This is a genomic window from Kocuria turfanensis, assembly GCF_001580365.1.
Lineage (GTDB): Bacteria > Actinomycetota > Actinomycetes > Actinomycetales > Micrococcaceae > Kocuria > Kocuria turfanensis.
In genome coordinates this window covers 1,827,020-1,842,988 of the sequence record NZ_CP014480.1, presented here as the reverse complement: position 1 = coordinate 1,842,988, position 15,969 = coordinate 1,827,020, and the positions used below count along the sequence as shown (strand labels likewise).

The 15,969-nt window shown below is 73.5% G+C and carries 15 protein-coding genes and 2 tRNA genes; 13 read left to right on the top strand and 4 right to left on the bottom strand.

The genetic code is table 11. From position 1 onward, the window contains the following. The first annotated feature begins 3 nt into the window (after positions 1 to 3). Positions 4 to 369: a VOC family protein gene (locus tag AYX06_RS08520; RefSeq protein WP_062735408.1), complete on the top strand. Its 366-nt coding sequence runs from the start codon at positions 4 to 6 to the stop codon at positions 367 to 369. An 11-nt stretch (positions 370 to 380) separates the two neighbouring features. Here AYX06_RS08520 and AYX06_RS08515 read toward each other — a convergent pair whose 3' ends face one another. After that, positions 381 to 770 carry a YchJ family protein gene (locus AYX06_RS08515; RefSeq protein ID WP_062735407.1) on the bottom strand — a complete coding sequence of 130 codons (390 nt, stop codon included), beginning with the start codon at positions 768 to 770 and terminating at the stop codon, positions 381 to 383. Between the two features lie 70 nt (positions 771 to 840). Continuing rightward, on the bottom strand, positions 841 to 2,310 hold the full coding sequence (locus AYX06_RS08510) for an NCS2 family permease (RefSeq protein WP_062735406.1): 1,470 nt from the start codon (positions 2,308 to 2,310) through the stop codon (positions 841 to 843). 269 nt (positions 2,311 to 2,579) lie between these two features. Between AYX06_RS08510 and AYX06_RS08505 the strand changes: the two genes are divergently transcribed. The 9 genes from AYX06_RS08505 to AYX06_RS08465 all read left to right on the top strand — a co-directional run bounded on the left by AYX06_RS08505 (position 2,580) and on the right by AYX06_RS08465 (position 12,396). Then, positions 2,580 to 3,059 carry a general stress protein gene (locus AYX06_RS08505; protein WP_062735405.1) on the top strand — a complete coding sequence of 160 codons (480 nt, stop codon included), beginning with the start codon at positions 2,580 to 2,582 and terminating at the stop codon, positions 3,057 to 3,059. Between the two features lie 122 nt (positions 3,060 to 3,181). Continuing rightward, positions 3,182 to 4,876, top strand: a complete 1,695-nt coding sequence (locus AYX06_RS08500; protein WP_062735404.1) for a nitrite/sulfite reductase — start codon at positions 3,182 to 3,184, stop codon at positions 4,874 to 4,876. Further along, positions 4,873 to 5,640 (top strand): phosphoadenylyl-sulfate reductase, encoded by a 768-nt coding sequence (locus AYX06_RS08495; protein WP_062735403.1) that lies wholly within the window; start codon positions 4,873 to 4,875, stop codon positions 5,638 to 5,640. The genes AYX06_RS08500 and AYX06_RS08495 overlap by 4 nt, the downstream gene beginning before the upstream one ends. Before the next feature lie 26 nt (positions 5,641 to 5,666). Next, a complete protein-coding gene (gene cysD, locus AYX06_RS08490) occupies positions 5,667 to 6,599 on the top strand; it encodes a sulfate adenylyltransferase subunit CysD (protein WP_062735402.1) in 933 nt (310 codons plus the stop codon). Positions 6,600 to 6,601: 2 nt separating this feature from the next. Beyond that, on the top strand, positions 6,602 to 7,993 hold the full coding sequence (locus AYX06_RS08485) for a sulfate adenylyltransferase subunit 1 (protein ID WP_232319427.1): 1,392 nt from the start codon (positions 6,602 to 6,604) through the stop codon (positions 7,991 to 7,993). Further along, positions 7,994 to 9,130, top strand: a complete 1,137-nt coding sequence (locus tag AYX06_RS08480; protein ID WP_062735401.1) for an ABC transporter substrate-binding protein — start codon at positions 7,994 to 7,996, stop codon at positions 9,128 to 9,130. It abuts the gene before it with no gap. Next, positions 9,127 to 9,906: an ABC transporter ATP-binding protein gene (locus tag AYX06_RS08475; RefSeq protein WP_062735400.1), complete on the top strand. Its 780-nt coding sequence runs from the start codon at positions 9,127 to 9,129 to the stop codon at positions 9,904 to 9,906. The genes AYX06_RS08480 and AYX06_RS08475 overlap by 4 nt, the downstream gene beginning before the upstream one ends. Continuing rightward, entirely contained in the window at positions 9,896 to 10,870 is a 975-nt protein-coding gene (locus AYX06_RS08470; RefSeq protein WP_062735399.1) for an ABC transporter permease, read from the top strand. Before AYX06_RS08475 ends, AYX06_RS08470 begins: the two co-directional genes overlap by 11 nt. A 98-nt stretch (positions 10,871 to 10,968) precedes the next feature. Continuing rightward, complete coding sequence (locus AYX06_RS08465) at positions 10,969 to 12,396, top strand: FAD-dependent oxidoreductase (protein WP_147017359.1); 1,428 nt, start codon at positions 10,969 to 10,971, stop codon at positions 12,394 to 12,396. A 117-nt stretch (positions 12,397 to 12,513) separates the two neighbouring features. Here AYX06_RS08465 and AYX06_RS08460 read toward each other — a convergent pair whose 3' ends face one another. Continuing rightward, on the bottom strand, positions 12,514 to 13,875 hold the full coding sequence (locus tag AYX06_RS08460) for a D-arabinono-1,4-lactone oxidase (RefSeq protein ID WP_062735398.1): 1,362 nt from the start codon (positions 13,873 to 13,875) through the stop codon (positions 12,514 to 12,516). 178 nt (positions 13,876 to 14,053) lie between these two features. On the opposite strand from AYX06_RS08460, the gene AYX06_RS08455 reads away from it, so the two are divergent. Next, positions 14,054 to 15,127 (top strand): universal stress protein, encoded by a 1,074-nt coding sequence (locus AYX06_RS08455; protein ID WP_084271520.1) that lies wholly within the window; start codon positions 14,054 to 14,056, stop codon positions 15,125 to 15,127. Between the two features lie 10 nt (positions 15,128 to 15,137). Here AYX06_RS08455 and AYX06_RS08450 read toward each other — a convergent pair whose 3' ends face one another. Beyond that, complete coding sequence (locus AYX06_RS08450) at positions 15,138 to 15,482, bottom strand: metallopeptidase family protein (RefSeq protein ID WP_371860048.1); 345 nt, start codon at positions 15,480 to 15,482, stop codon at positions 15,138 to 15,140. Positions 15,483 to 15,673: 191 nt separating this feature from the next. On the opposite strand from AYX06_RS08450, the gene AYX06_RS08445 reads away from it, so the two are divergent. Next, positions 15,674 to 15,746: transfer RNA gene (locus AYX06_RS08445), tRNA-Glu, on the top strand. 80 nt (positions 15,747 to 15,826) lie between these two features. Then, a tRNA-Asp gene (locus AYX06_RS08440) sits at positions 15,827 to 15,900 on the top strand. Positions 15,901 to 15,969 lie beyond the last annotated feature (69 nt).

The window sequence follows — 15,969 nt, the reverse complement described above, 5'->3', positions numbered from 1 at the left end:
CCCATGACCAGCACCCTGTCCTCCGTCGTCGTCGACTGCCGCGACCCCGCGGCCCTGGCCCGCTTCTGGTGCGCCGCCCTGGGCTACGTGGTCCACGGCGAGGCCGAGGGCTACGTGGGGATCGCCCCCGCCGAGGGCCCGGGCCCGCACCTGGACTTCCTGCTCGTCCCGGAGCCGAGGACCGCCAAGAACCGGCTGCACCTCGACCTCCGGGCGGCGGACACCGACCAGGACGGGGAGGTGGCCCGCCTGGAGTCCCTCGGCGCGCGCCGGGTGGACGTGGGGCAGGGCCCCGAGGTGACGTGGGTGGTGCTGGCCGACCCGGAGGGCAACGAGTTCTGCGTGCTGGCCGACCTCGAGGACGACTGAGCCGCCCGGCGTCAGGCGGGGGTGCCGTCCACGTAGAACCAGCGGCCGCCCTCGCGCACGAACCGGGAGCTCTCCCGCTGCCGGCCGCGCGCCCCGGAGCCGTCGCGCCAGTGGGCGCTGAACTCCACCCGGCCCTCGCTCCCGAAGGGCCCGCCGCCGTCGGCGGCGTGCACGTCGAGCCGGTACCAGCGCACGTCCGGGTCCAGCGTCACGGAGGCGGGACGGGTGCCGGGGTGCCAGGTGGCCAGCAGGTAGGCCTCGTCCCCGGCGGCGAAGGCGCTGAACCGGGAGCGCATCAGCAGCTCGGCGGTCGGTGCGGCGCGGCCGCGGTGGAAGCGCCCGCAGCACGCGCCGTAGCTCTCACCGGTGCCGCAGGGGCAGCGGGCGTCGTCGTCGATCATCCCCCCATCCTCCCCCCACCCCCGTGAGCTGCGACCTCCCGGCAAGGGGAGAGGGGAGGGGAGCAGGGCGTCAGGCGAGCCAGCCCTCCACCACGCCCTTGCCGAAGAACACCACGAAGGCCGCGGCCACCACGTACATCAGCGGGTGGACCTCCCGGGCCCGGCCCTGCACGAGGCGGATGAAGACGTAGGAGACGAAGCCGGCCCCGATGCCGTCGGCGATCGAGTAGGTGAAGGGCATCACCGCGAAGGTCAGGAAGGACGGCACGGCCAGGCCCCAGTCCTCCCACTCGATGCGCACCACCTGCTTGGCCATGAGGAAGCCGACCACGACCATGGCCGGGGCGACGGCCTCGAACGGCACCACGTTGACCAGGGGCGTGATGAACGTCGCGAGCAGGAACAGCGCGCCGGTGACCACGTTGGCCAGGCCGGTGCGGGCGCCGTCGGCGATGCCGGTGGAGGACTCCACGAAGATCTGGTTGGAGGACACGGAACCCGCGCCGCCCGCGATCGCGCCCGCGGCGTCCACGAGCAGCACCCGGTCCACGTTCTCGATCTGCCCGTTGCGGCCCACCAGGCCGGCCTGCTGGGAGAGCCCCACCATGGTGCCCATCGCGTCGAAGAAGATCGAGAGCAGGATCGTGAAGACCAGCAGCAGCGCCGCGAGGGCCCCGAGGCTCCGGAACGCCTCCAGCGGGGCGACCGCGCCCACGAGCGAGAGGTCCGGGAGGGCCACGAAGGAGGTGGGGGCCGAGGGGACCACGAGCGACCACCCGGTGGGGTTCTCCGCCGAGGAGCCGGACGGGAAGACCGCCTCCAGCACGTGGGCGAGGACCGTGGTGAGGACCACGGCGATCAGGATCGCGCCGCGGACGTTGCGCACCATGAGGGCCAGGGTCAGCAGCAGGCCGACGACGAAGGTGAGCATGGGCCAGCCCAGCAGCGTCCCGCCGTCGCCGAGCTGCACGGGCACGGTGGTGCCGGCGGCGTCCGGGATGCGGCGCACGAAGCCGGCGTTCACGAAGCCGATCAGGGCGATGAACAGCCCGATGCCCACGACGATCGCGGTCTTCAGCGACGGCGGCACGGCGTTGAACACCGCCGTGCGGAAGCCGGTGAGCACCAGGACGAACATGATCACGCCGGCCCACACGACCAGGCCCATCACCTGCGGCCAGGTGAGCTCGGGGGTGGTCACGATCGTCACCGCCAGGAACGCATTCACCCCCAGGCCGGTGGCGATCGCGAACGGCGAGCGGGCCACGAGGCCCATCAGGATGGTCATCACGCCGGCCACGAGGGCGGTGACGGCCGCGACCCGCTCGGCGCCGAGGGTGTTCCCCGCGCCGTCCGGGCCGTAGCCGAGGATCAGCGGATTGAGGACCACGATGTAGCTCATCGCGATGAACGTGGCCACGCCGCCGCGGACCTCGCTCGTCACGGAGGAGCCGCGCTCGCTGATCCTGAAGAAGCGGTCCAGGCCGTTGCGCGGTGGACGGGAAGGGGTCTCCGTGGGAACGGAGGCGGAGGATGCCATGGCGGTCCTAAGGGCACTCGACGGGACAGGGCGGGCTCGACGGCGGCGGCCCCGGAGCGGCCCCGGATCCGCGTGCCACCGGGGGAACATTACCGGTCCCGCCCGGTGGTGTCGCGGTGAGCACCCGGACATGGACGAGGCCGGCCGGCGCCGGGCGGAACAGGGGCCCGGCAGATCCCGTTGCACCGGACGGCGGTCGCACCACGGGTGCGGCACCGGACCCCGCCCCAGCACGACGGACCACACGACGGAACAGGAGCGCAGCAGCCATGACCCAGCCCTCACGGATTCCTCCCACCTCCTCCGGCAACTACCGGGTGCTGCGGACCGTGCCCACCTACGCCGAGGCGCAGCAGATCGTCGACTCCCTCTCCGACGCGGGGTTCCCCGTCGAGCACGTGCGCGTGGTCGGCACCGGGCTGCGCTCGGTCGAGCAGGTCACGGGCCGGATGACCAACGGGAAGGCCGCCCTCTACGGCATGGCCTCCGGCGCGTGGCTCGGCCTGTTCGTGGGGCTGCTCCTCGGCCTGTTCACCGTGGGCGGCTGGCTGTCCGTGGTGCTGTGGGGCGTGGCGCTGGGCGCGGTCTGGGGCCTGATCTTCGGCCTCGTGGGCCACGCGGCCACCGGCGGACGCCGTGACTTCCGCAGCGTCCAGGGCCTCGAGGCGGACGCCTACGACGTCCTGGTGGACGCCGAGCACATCGACGACGCCGCGGCGCGGCTGACCGGGGGCGGGCCCGCCGCCTGAGGGTGCCCGCGCCGTTGCACATTCGGGTGCCGGTGTCCAGCCCTGTGTCACGTCAGGTCGATTCATGGCGGTTTGTGACGACCGGCGTGACTGTCCGGGGGAAGCCACGAAGAATCGACGCCATGACACAGACGACGCGCGCGCCCCGTGCCGCCCGGAAGCCGAAGCCCGAGGGGCAGTGGAAGGTCGACGGCCGGGATCCCCTGAACCCGAACGAGGTCTTCAAGCAGGCCGACGACGGGCTCAACGTGCGCACCCGGATCGAGGAGGTCTACTCCCGGGAGGGCTTCGACTCGATCGACCCCCAGGACCTGCACGGGCGGTTCCGCTGGTGGGGGCTCTACACCCAGCGCCGGCCGGGCATCGACGGCGGCCGGACGGGGTCCCTGTCCGACGCCGAGATCGAGGACAAGTACTTCATGATGCGCGTCCGGCTCGACGGCGGGGCGCTGACCCGTGAGCAGCTGCGCGTGCTCGGGCAGATCTCGGCGGACTTCGCCCGGGACTCGGCCGACATCACGGACCGGCAGAACATCCAGTACCACTGGATCCGCGTGGAGGACGTCCCGGAGATCTGGCGGCGGCTCGAGGACGCCGGCCTGGACACGATCGAGGCCTGCGGCGACGTCCCGCGCGTGATCCTGGGCTCCCCGCTGGCCGGGATCGCCGCGGACGAGATCATCGACCCCACCCCGGTGATCGAGCGGATCAAGTCCACCTGGATCGGTTCCCCGGAGTTCTCCAACCTGCCGCGCAAGTACAAGACCGCGATCACCGGCCACCCGTCCCTGGACGTGGTGCACGAGATCAACGACTGCGCCCTCGTGGGCGTGGTCCACCCCGAGCTCGGTCCCGGCTACGACCTGTGGGTCGGCGGCGCGCTGTCCGTGGTGCCGTTCCTCGGCAAGCGCCTGGGCGCCTTCGTGACCGAGGAACAGGCCCCGGAGGTCTGGAAGGGCGTCACCAGCATCTTCCGCGACTACGGCTACCGGCGGCTGCGCAACCGTGCCCGGCTGAAGTTCCTGGTCCAGGACTGGGGGCCCGAGAAGTTCCGCCAGGTGCTCCAGGACGAGTACCTCGGCTACGAGCTCGCGGACGGCCCGGCGCCGGAGAAGGCCGCCACCCCGGGCGACCACATCGGCGTGCACCGGCAGAAGGACGGCCGGTTCTACATCGGCGTGGCCCCGCGCGTGGGCCGCGTCTCCGGGGCGAAGCTGCTGGCCCTGGCCGACGTGATGGCCAGGTACGGCTCCGACCGGCTGCGCACCACCCCGCACCAGAAGCTCGTGGTCCTCGACATCGAGGAGGCCGACGTGGAGAGCGTGGTCGCCGACCTCGACGCCCTGGACCTGCAGGCGCGGCCCTCCGCGTTCCGCCGCTCCACGGTGGCGTGCACCGGCATCGAGTACTGCAAGCTGGCGATCGTCGAGACCAAGCAGACCGCCTCGGACACCATCGACGAGCTCGAGCGGCGGCTCGACGGCGTGGAGCTGCCGCACCCCATCTCGATGCACGTCAACGGCTGCCCCAACTCGTGCGCCCGGATCCAGACCGCGGACATCGGGCTCAAGGGCCAGCTTCTGCCCACCGAGGACGGCGGGCAGAAGCCCGGCTACCAGGTGCACCTGGGCGGCGGACTCGCCGCCGACGACCGGGCCGAGGCCGGGCTGGGGCGGACCGTGCGCGGCCTGAAGGTGTTCCAGGACGACCTGGCCGACTACGTCGAGAAGCTGGTCCGGCGCTTCCTGGCCCAGCGCACCGAGAACGAGACCTTCGCCGAGTGGACCCACCGGGTCGAGGAGAGTGAACTCGCATGACCAGCACCGACACGGGCACCCGCCCCGCGCTGCGCGACGAGCAGCAGCTGCGCGAGCTCGCGGCGGCCGGCGCCGCCGCGCTGCACGCCGAGCTGGACGCCGAGGGCCGGGTGCCCGCCGCCGGCGAGGCGTCCACGGAGGAGGCGATCCGCTGGGTCGCGGAGAACTTCGACCTGCGCAACGTCACCGTGGCCTGCTCGATGGCCGACGCCGTGCTGCCCGCCCTCGTCGCCGAGCAGCTGCCCGGGGTGGACGTGCTCTTCCTGGAGACCGGCTACCACTTCCCGGAGACCATCGGCACCCGCGACGCCGTGGCGCACATGCTCGACATCACCGTGGTCGACGCCCTGCCGGAGCTCACCGTGGCCGAGCAGGACGAGAAGCACGGCAAGGACCTCTTCGCCCGCGACCCCGGCCTGTGCTGCGCGATCCGCAAGGTGGCGCCGCTCAAGAAGTCCCTCGAGGGCTACGAGGTCTGGTTCACCGGCGTGCGCCGCGACGAGTCCTGGACCCGCACCAACGCGCCCATGGTGACCTTCGACGAGACGCACAAGCTCGTCAAGGTCAACCCGATGGTCCGCTGGACCCTCGACGAGCTGGTCCAGTGGTCCCAGGACCACGGGATCCCGACGAACCCGCTGATGGGGGAGGGCTACCTCTCCATCGGCTGCGCCCCCTGCACCCGGCCCACCGCCCCGGGCGAGGACCCGCGCGCGGGCCGCTGGGCCGGCCGGGACAAGATCGAGTGCGGGATCCACCTGTGAGCGCACCCACGACGACGGAGGCGAACGTGACCACCCCCAGCACCGCCCCGGCCCCCGCGGAGGCCGGCGTGCACAGCAGCCTCGACGCGCTCGAGGCCGAGTCCATCCACATCCTGCGCGAGGTCGTGGCCGAGTTCGACCGCCCCGCCATGCTGTTCTCCGGCGGGAAGGACTCGGTGGTCATGCTCCACCTGGCCGCCAAGGCCTTCTGGCCGGGCCGGATCCCCTTCCCCGTGCTGCACGTGGACACCGGGCACAACTTCCCCGAGGTCCTCGACTTCCGGGACCGCACCGTGGAGCGGCTGGGCATCCGCCTGGTCGTGGCGTCCGTGCAGGACTACATCGACGACGGCCGGCTGCTCGAGCGCGCCGACGGGACCCGCAACCCGCTGCAGACCGTCCCGCTGCTGGACGCCATCGCGGACAACCGGTTCGACGCCGTGTTCGGCGGCGGCCGCCGCGACGAGGACAAGGCCCGGGCCAAGGAGCGGATCCTGTCCCTGCGCGACGAGTTCGGCCAGTGGGACCCGCGCAACCAGCGGCCCGAGCTGTGGAACCTCTACAACGGCCGGCACACCGCCGGCCAGCACGTCCGGGCGTTCCCCATCAGCAACTGGACCGAGCTGGACATCTGGCGCTACATCGAGCGGGAGAACATCGAGCTGCCGCCGATCTACTACGCCCACGAGCGCGAGGTGTTCCGCCGCGACGGGATGTGGATGGCCGTGGGCGAGTTCTCCGCCCCCTCCGCCGCGGAGCCGGTCGAGCGGCGCAGCGTGCGCTACCGCACCGTGGGGGACATGTCCTGCACCGGGGCGGTGCTCTCCGACGCCGGCACCGTGGCCGACGTGGTGGCCGAGGTCGCCGTGTCCACGCTGACCGAGCGCGGGGCCACCCGCGCGGACGACAGGATCTCCGAGGCCGCCATGGAGGACCGCAAGAAGGACGGGTACTTCTAGACATGACTTCCCCCAGCACCGTGACCCCGCAGGCCTCCGCCGCCGATCAGGTCCCGACCATCGACCCCGGCTCGCTGTTCCGCTTCGCGACCGCCGGGTCCGTCGACGACGGCAAGTCCACCCTGGTGGGCCGGCTGCTGCACGACGCGAAGGCGATCCTCGCCGACCAGCTCGAGGCCGTGGGCCGCACCTCGGCCGAGCGCGGCTTCGGCGGCGGCACGGGCCGTCTCGACCTCGCCCTGCTGACCGACGGCCTGCGCGCCGAGCGGGAGCAGGGCATCACGATCGACGTGGCCTACCGCTACTTCGCCACCGACCGCCGCTCCTTCATCCTCGCCGACTGCCCCGGCCACGTGCAGTACACGAAGAACACGGTCACGGGCGCCTCGACGGCCGACGCCGTCGTGCTGCTCGTGGACGCCCGGCACGGGGTGGTCGAGCAGACCCGCCGGCACCTGGCCGTGGTCTCGCTGCTGCGCGTCCCGCACGTGGTGATCGCGGTGAACAAGATCGACCTCGTCGACTACGACCGGGAGGTCTTCGACCGGGTCGCCGCCGACGCCACCGGCATCGCCGCCCGGCTGGGCATCGAGGACGTGCACGTGGTGCCCGTCTCCGCCCTCGAGGGCGACAACGTGGTGGAGCCCTCCGAGCGGACCCCCTGGTACACCGGGCGCCCGCTGCTGCGCGTGCTCGAGGAGCTGCCCACGGTCGACGAGTCCGGGCGCGGCACCGCCCGCCCCTTCCGCCTCCCCGTCCAGTACGTCATCCGCCCGCAGGGCGGCACGGCGCCCGGCGCGGACGCCGAGGCCCTGCGCGACTACCGCGGCTACGCCGGGCAGATCGCCTCCGGCACGGTCGCGGTCGGCGACGAGGTCGTGGTCCTGCCCGCCGGCCGGCGCACCACGGTCACCGGCATCGACGTGGCCGGCACCGCCCCGGCCCCGGGCGCGCCCCTGCCCGGCGAGCAGCTCCCGGAGGCCGCCGCCCCGCTGTCCGTGACGCTGCGGCTGGCCGACGACATCGACATCGCCCGCGGCGACCTCCTCGCGAGCGCCGACGCCGAGCTGCCCGAGCCCACCCGGGACCTGACCGCCTCGGTGGCCTGGCTCGGCGAGCGGCCCCTGCAGCCGCGCGCCCGCGTGCTCGTCAAGCACGGCGCCGCCACGGTCCAGGCCATGGTCCAGGACCTCGAGGGGCGCCTGGACCTCGAGGAGCTGGTGCTGCGGGACGCGGCCACCCTGGAGCTCAACGACATCGGACGGGTCCGGCTCCGGCTGGCCTCCCCGCTGCCCGTCGACCCGTACGACCGGCTGCGGCGCACCGGCGCCTTCCTGCTCGTCGACCCCGCCACCGGCAACACGCTCGCCGCCGGGCTCGTCCGGGACGCCTAGGTGGACCGGCAGCAGCCGCCGGCCCTCACCACGGTGACGGCCGGCGACGGCGGGCGCCCCGCCGCGGGCCGCCGCCGCCCGGGCTGGCCGCTGGTGCTGACCGCGCTCGCGCTCCTGACCGCCCTGACGGTCGCCGCGACCGTACTGCGCGGCAACGGGACGCTGGCGGCATGGGAGCAGACCGCGGTGGAGACCTCCGACGCGGCCGAGCTGCGGCTGGGCTACTTCGGCAACCTCACGCACGGACCGGCCCTCGTCGGGCTCGAGAGCGGCGACTTCGCGGAGGAGCTGGGGGACACGACGCTGTCCGCCCAGGTCTTCAACAGCGGTCCCACCGCGGTGGAGGCCATGAACGCCGGATCGATCGACGCCGCCTTCGTGGGCCCCAACCCGGCGATCAACTCCTTCGTCCGCTCCCAGGGCCGCTCGCTCGCCGTGGTCGCGGGCGCGGCGTCCGGCGGGGCGCAGTTCGTGGTGGGCCCCGGCGTCACGGACGCCGGGGACCTGGCCGGGCGCACCGTCGCGAGCCCTGAGTTCGGGGGCACCCAGGACGTGGCCCTGCGGACCTGGCTCACCGAGCAGGGCTACGCGGTGGACGGCGACGGCGAGCGCGCGGTCGCCATCACCCCCATGGCCAACGGCCAGACCATCTCCATGCTGCGGCAGGGACGCGTGGACGGGGCCTGGCTGCCCCAGCCGTGGGCCACCCGCGCGGTGCAGGACGGCGCCCGGGTCCTCGTGGACGAGCGCGACCTCTGGGCGGACGGGCGCTATCCCACGACCGTGCTGGTGGTGCGCAAGGACTACCTCGAGCGCCATCCGGAGACGGTCGAGGAGCTCGTGCGGGGCCTGCAGCGGTCCGTGGACTGGCTGGACGAGCACGAGGACGACCCCGCGCTGCTGGCCTCGACCCTGAACCGGGGCCTGGAGCGCGCCCAGACCGAGACCCTGCCCGAGGAGACGGTCGTGGGCGCCCTCGAGGCGATCGAGTGGACCACGGACCCCCTCGCGGACACCTACCCGCAGCTGCTGGCCGACGGCGTGGCGGCGGGGACCACGGACGAGGCCTCGCTGGACGGACTCGTGGACACCACGGTCCTCGACCGCGTCCGCTCCGGCTCGCAGGAGGGCGCATGAGCACCGCGACCACCACCGCGATCCGGCTGCAGGGCCTCGGCAAGACCTTCTCCCCCGAGGACGGGCCGGTCCTGCAGGACGTGGACCTCGAGGTGGAGCGCGGGCAGTTCGTCGCGCTGCTCGGGGCCTCCGGCTGCGGCAAGTCGACGCTGCTGAACATCGTGGCCGGGCTCGAGGAGCCGACCGCGGGCTCGGTGACCGTCCCCGCGGAAGGAGCGGCCCTGATGTTCCAGGACGCCGCGCTGTTCCCCTGGCTCACCGCGCGGCGCAACGTGGAGCTCGCCCTGGAGCTGCGCGGTGTCCCCGCCCCGCAGCGGCGGGAGCGGGCCGAGGAGCTGCTCAAGCTGGTCCGGCTGCCGCACGCGGCGGACAAGCGCCCGCACGAGCTCTCCGGCGGGATGCGCCAGCGCGTGGCCCTGGCCCGGGCCCTGGCCCAGGAACGGGAGGTCCTGCTCATGGACGAGCCGTTCTCCGCGCTGGACGCCATCACCCGGGACCTGCTGCACGAGGAGCTGCTGCGCGTCTGGCGCGCCACGGGACGGACGATCGTGTTCATCACCCACAACGTCGGCGAGGCCGTGCGGCTGGGCCAGCGGGTGCTGCTCATGTCCTCCCGCCCCGGCCAGGTGGTCCAGGAGTGGGACACCCGGCCGTGGAAGGACCCCGAGTCCTACGGGTTCGAGGGCAGCGCCCAGTCGCTCGACGACACCCTCGCCGAGCTGACCCGCACCATCACCGCACGACTGCGTGAGGAGATCAGCCGCCATGCGAAATGACACGGCCCTGCCCCAGGTCCCGGCCGCGCCGCCGGCCGCGCCCCGCGCGCCCCGGGCGGAGGAGCGCACGGCCTCCGGGCCGCTCCCGGTGCCGCCCGCCGAGCAGGACGCCGCCGGCGAGGAGCTCGCCGGCCTGGACGCCCTGCAGACCGAGCGCGCCCGCAGGACCTCGGCCGGGGAGGTGTTCCGCACCAAGGTCGCCCCGCCGCTGGTCGCCCTGGTGGCCGGCCTGCTGCTGTGGCAGCTGCTCGTCGCCCTCCTCGGCCCCCGGCCCGACGTCATGCCGGGGCCGCTGGACGTCGGGCGGCAGTTCGTGGCGCTCCTCACCGACGGCACCGTCCTGGGCGCCCTCGGCACGAGCCTGTGGCGGGGGATCAGCGGCTTCCTGGTGGCCGCGGCGGTGGCCACGCCGCTGGGGCTGCTGATCGCCCAGCGGCGCGCCCTGCGCGACGCCGTGGGCCCCATCATCTCGGGCCTGCAGGTGCTGCCCTCCATCGCCTGGGTGCCCGCCGCGATCATCTGGTTCGGCCTCTCCGACGCCACCGTGTACTTCGTGGTGCTCATGGGGGCCATCCCGTCGATCGTCAACGGCATGCTCGCGGGGGTGGACCAGATCCCGCCCCAGCTGCGCCGGGCCGGCCACGTGCTCGGGGCCCGCGGCTGGACCATGGCCAGCAAGGTGGTGCTCCCCGCGGCCCTGCCCGGCTACGTCGCCGGGCTCAAGCAGGGCTGGGCCTTCTCCTGGCGCTCGCTCATGGGCGCCGAGCTCATCGCCATCGGCGGCTCCATCGGCTTCGGCCTGGGCTCCCTGCTGGAGCAGGGCCGGACGGTCTCCAACATGGCGGTGGTGATGGTCGCGGTCCTGTCGATCCTCGCCGTCGGCATCCTCGTGGAGCTGCTGTTCTTCAACCCCGTGGAACGCCGGCTGCTGCGCGGGCGGGGCCTGCTCGGCCACCGGTCGTGAGCATCCTCACCCAGGAGATCCTGGGACGACTTCACTAAACTTGGACCCGGTCTACGACGCGCGCGGTGCACGCCGTGCGCGCAATCGAAAGGAACCCTGTGGCTGACACCACCACCCGCCCTCTGCGCGTCGCCGTCGTCGGCGCCGGCCCGGCCGGCATCTACGCCGCGGACATGCTCACCAAGTCCGAGCCCGTGAAGAACGGGGAGCTCGAGGTCAGCATCGACCTGTTCGACCGCTACCCGACCCCGTTCGGGCTGATCCGCTACGGGGTGGCCCCCGACCACCCCCGCATCAAGGGCATCATCACCGCGCTGCGCGCCATCCTGGGCCGCGGCGACATCCGCTTCTTCGGCAACGTGGAGTTCGGCCGGGACCTGACCCTCGCCGACTTCGGCGCCCACTACGACGCGGTGATCTTCGCGACCGGCGCCGTCTACGACGCCCCGCTGAACATCCCCGGCAACGACCTCGAGGGCGTCCACGGCGCCGCCGAGTTCGTCGCCTGGTACGACGGGCACCCGGACTTCCCGCGCACCTGGCCGCTCGAGGCCGAGGAGGTCGCGGTCATCGGCAACGGCAACGTGGCCCTCGACGTCGCCCGGGTGCTCTCCAAGCACGCCGACGACATGCTCGTCACCGAAATCCCCGGCAACGTCTACCAGGGCCTGAAGGCCTCCCCGGTCACGGACGTGCACATCTTCGGCCGCCGCGGCCCCGCCCAGGTGAAGTTCACCCCGCTGGAGCTGCGCGAGCTCGCCAAGTCGCGCGACGTCGACATCGTCGTCTACGACGAGGACTTCGACTACGACGAGGGCTCCGAGCAGGCCATCGCCGAGAACAACCAGGTCAAGGTGATGGTCAAGACCCTCGAGAAGTGGCGGGCCGACGACTCCCCGAAGACCGCCTCCCGGCGCCTGCACCTGCACTTCCTGCAGAGCCCCCGGGAGGTCCTCGGCGAGGACGGCCGGGTCACCGGCCTGCGCATGGAGCGGACCCGGCTCAACGGGGACGGCTCCGTGTCCGGGACCGGCGAGTACGTCGACTACCCGGTGCAGGCCGTCTACCACGCCGTCGGCTACCTGGGCTCCCGGCTGCCCGAGCTGCCCTTCGACGACGGCCGCGGCGTGATCCCCAACGCGGAGGGCCGCGTCCTGGCCGAGGACGGCACGGTGCTGCACGGCCTCTACGCCACCGGGTGGATCAAGCGCGGCCCGGTCGGGCTGATCGGCGCCACCAAGTCCGACGCCCTCGAGACGGTCACCCACCTGCTGGAGGACCGCCCCGTGCTGCCCGGCGCCACCCGTCCCGACCCCGCGTCCGTGAACGAGGTGCTCGAGGCCCGCGGCGTCGAGTACACCACGTGGGAGGGCTGGCTGGCCCTGGACGAGTACGAGCAGGGCCTGGGCCAGTCCTCGCACGACGCCGAGGGCAACCCGCGCGAGCGGGTCAAGGTGGTCGAGCGCGAGGAGATGGTCAGCGTCTCCCGGGAGGGCGTGCCCGAGCCGGTCTCCTCGCCCGCCTGAGCCGGCGCCCAGCACCCGAGGGGCCGCGTCCTGCCCGACAGGACGCGGCCCCTCGCGCTCCCGGGACGGGAGGAGGCGCTCCGGGCCGCAGCGCCGGCTGGGCGGCGCCCCGCCGGGTCAGAGGCCCAGCAGCTCCCGGACGTGGTCGTTGAGGAAGACCCCGTCCGGGTCGGCCGCGGCACGGGCGTCGAGGAAGTCCTGGAAGCGCGGGTAGACCGCGTGCAGGTACCCGGCGTCCCGGGTGTGCACGGTGCCCCAGTGCGGGCGTCCGCCGTGGTCCACGAAGATCTCCTCCGCCGCGGCGAAGACCTTCGGGTCGTAGCGCCGCCAGTACTGCCGCAGCGCGATCCAGGCGGTGTCGCGGCCGTGGGCGGGCGCGAGCCAGGCCTCCTCGGCGGCGGAGCAGCGCACGTCCACGGGCAGCGAGAAGGCGTAGCCGCGGCGCTCGACGAGGGTCTGCAGCTCCCGGAAGGCGACCCCCAGCTCCTCCACGGGCAGCGCGTACTCGGTGGAGACGAAGCGGACCCGGCGCGGGACGGTGAACACCCGGAAGGAGAGGTCGCTGTACTGCCGCGGGCTGTTCGTGAGGGCGTCGACCCGGTTCAGCCCGGGCGTGGAGCGCGGCAGCGCCGTGGCCAGCTGGTTCAGCCCGGCCGTGAGGGTGTTGCGCAGCAGGACGTCGTCGAGCCGGCGCACGGTGCGCGCCACGGGGGAGCCGGGCCGGGTGAAGGAGTCCGGGAGCTTGTGCAGCCGGGTGAGGATGCGGGTCTGGGCGGTGGCGGTCCCCGGCATCCAGTAGAACTCGAAGTGGTCCGACCCGGCCATCCGGGCCGCCACGCTGTCCACGAGCTGGCCGAGCGGCTCGCGGATCTCGGCGGCGTGCAGCCGGAAGGCCGGTTCGCAGGCCAGGGTCACGCTCGCGAGGATCCCCAGGGCGCCCAGCCCGGCCCGTGCCGCCTGGAACAGCTCGGGGCGCTGCTCGGCGGAGCACTCCACGAGCTCGCCCCGGGCGGTGACCAGGGTCAGGGACACCACCTGGGCCGAGAGGGAGCCGAAGGCCAGGCCGGTGCCGTGGGTGCCGGTCGAGACCGCGCCGGCGATCGTCTGCCAGTCGCTGTCCGGCAGGTTGGTCATCGCCAGCCCGTGGGCGTCCAGCTCCTTGTTGAGGGCCCGGATCGTGGTGCCCGCCAGGACCGTGACCCGGTGCTCGTCCGCGTCCACCGCCGTGAGCCCGCTCAGCCCGGTGAGCTCGACCATCACCTCGGGCGCCAGGGGCAGCGCCGAGAAGCTGCAGCCGGAGCCCACGGCGCGCACGCCCAGGCCCCGCTGCGCGGCGGCGGCCACGCCCTGGGCGAGCTCCGCCACCGAGGACGGACGCAGGACGTGCCGGGGGGTGACGGCGTGCGTCCTGCCCCACGTGGCCCACTCCGTGGCCCCGGTCTCCCCGGGCAGAGCGTCGGGCAACGAGACCTCGCTCATCGGCGGGACCGTCCTTCCTGACAGGCGGGTGCACAGTGCGCCCTCATCTTCTCACCCCGGGCGCCGATCGTCCGTCGGCGGGGCGCCGTCCGCGGCGCGTCCGCGCGTACCATCGGAGGCGAAGCCCCGGACCGCGACGGAGCCGTCCGGGCGGAGGCCGCGCACAGGAGGCAGCACCATGACCGACCACCCGTCCCCGGAGCGCGAGGAGCGCCGCGACACCAGTCTGGGGGAGGAGGCCGTGCGCCGGCGCTCCCCGGCCGGCGGGGGGCAGCGCCGCGCCCTGGACGCCACCGGCGAGGTCGTCGTGGGCGTCGACGGCTCCGAGCAGAGCCTCGGCGCCCTGCGCTGGGCGGCCCGGGAGGCCCGCCGCCGCGGCCTGCCCGTGCGGCTGGTCACCGCCTACAGCGTGCCCGTGTTCTCGGGCTCCGGGTTCGATACCGGCTACGCCACCGTGGACGAGGCCGCGCTGACCCAGGGCGTCGAGGAGCTGCTGAACCACGCCGCGGACCAGGTCCGCCCCGTGGGGGTGGAGCTGCGCGCCACGGTCGAGACGGGGGACCCCTCCGGCGCCCTGCTCGAGCTCAGCCGCACGGCCGAGCTGATGGTCCTCGGCTCCCGCGGCCGGGGCGGGCTGCTGGGCCGGCTGCTGGGCACCGTCTCCACGGCGGTGCCGGCGCACGCCAAGTGCCCCACCGGGGTGATCCCCCTGCCCTGGTCCCAGGAGCACCTGGGCGCGGAGGAGCTCACCACCGGCCGGGCCCTCGTGGACCGCGTGGTCGTCGGCTCGGACGGCTCCACGCAGGCCCGGGCGGCGATGCTCTACGCCGCGGAGGAGGCCCGCCTGCTCGGGGTCCCCCTGACCGTGGTCTGCGCGCTCCCGCCGGTGAGCGGGGCGCTGGCCTGGATGCCCACGGCCGTGGACTTCGAGGTGATGTACGACGACGTCGCCCGGGCCCTGGGCGGCGGGGTGGCCTGGCTCAGGAGCTGGTTCCCGGACCTCGAGATCGGCTCCGAGCTGGCCGACGGCCCGCCGGTGCAGGTCCTGGTGGAGCAGACCCGGAAGAACTCCCTCGTGGTGCTGGGCACCCGGGGCCGGGGCGGCTTCGCGGGCATGCTGCTGGGCTCCACCTCCCAGGGGGTGCTGCACAACGCGGCCGGCCCGGTGCTGATCGTCCCGGACCGCTACGACCAGCGGATCGAGACCCGCAAGGACTTCGACTTCGACGACGTCCGCCCCTGGGACGCCTGAGCGGGCCGGCTCAGCCCCAGCCCAGCTCGTGCAGCCGCTCGTCGTCGATGCCGAAGTGGTGGGCGACCTCGTGGATGACGGTCACCGTGATCTCCTCCACGAGCTCCTCCCGCTCGGTGCACATGCGCTGCAGCGGGCCGCGGTAGACGAAGATCCGGTCCGGCAGGGACCCGGCCCCCCAGCCGCCGTCCCGGGCGGTGAGGGGCACGCCCTCGTAGAGGCCGAGCAGGTCCGGCGCGTGCGCGGGCGGTTCCTCCTCGACGAGGATCACCACGTTGTCCATGGCCCGGAAGAGCTCGTCCGGGATGAGGCCGATGGCGTCGTCGACGGCGCCGTCGAACTCCTGGCGGGTCATCTCGATCACGCCCCCCTTCCTACCCCACGCGCGGCCCGGACGCACGGGGGTGCCGGCCGCACGGGTGCCGCCGGGGGACCGGCCCGCACCGCAATTGTGCGAATTCCGGGCGAAGCCCTAAGCTGTACTCGGTTTCTCCCGTGTCAGGGTCCTCGGTCGTCGAGTCCGTGGCCGCCGGCGCGGGCGTTCTGGCCCCCATCGTCTAGCGGCCTAGGACACCGCCCTTTCACGGCGGCGGCACGGGTTCGAATCCCGTTGGGGGTACGCGAAGCAGGTGGGCCTCCCACCGATTTGCACAACCGGCGAGGAATGCTGGTAAGATCAGTCCTCGTTGGAAACAGCAAGGCCCTGTAGCGCAGTTGGTTAGCGTGCCGCCCTGTCACGGCGGAGGTCGCGGGTTCAAGTCCCGTCAGGGTCGCTCAGGCGGCGTTCACAGCGGAAGAGGTCTTTCCGTGGTGCGACGCCGTCGCGGCATATCCGCCTCGGA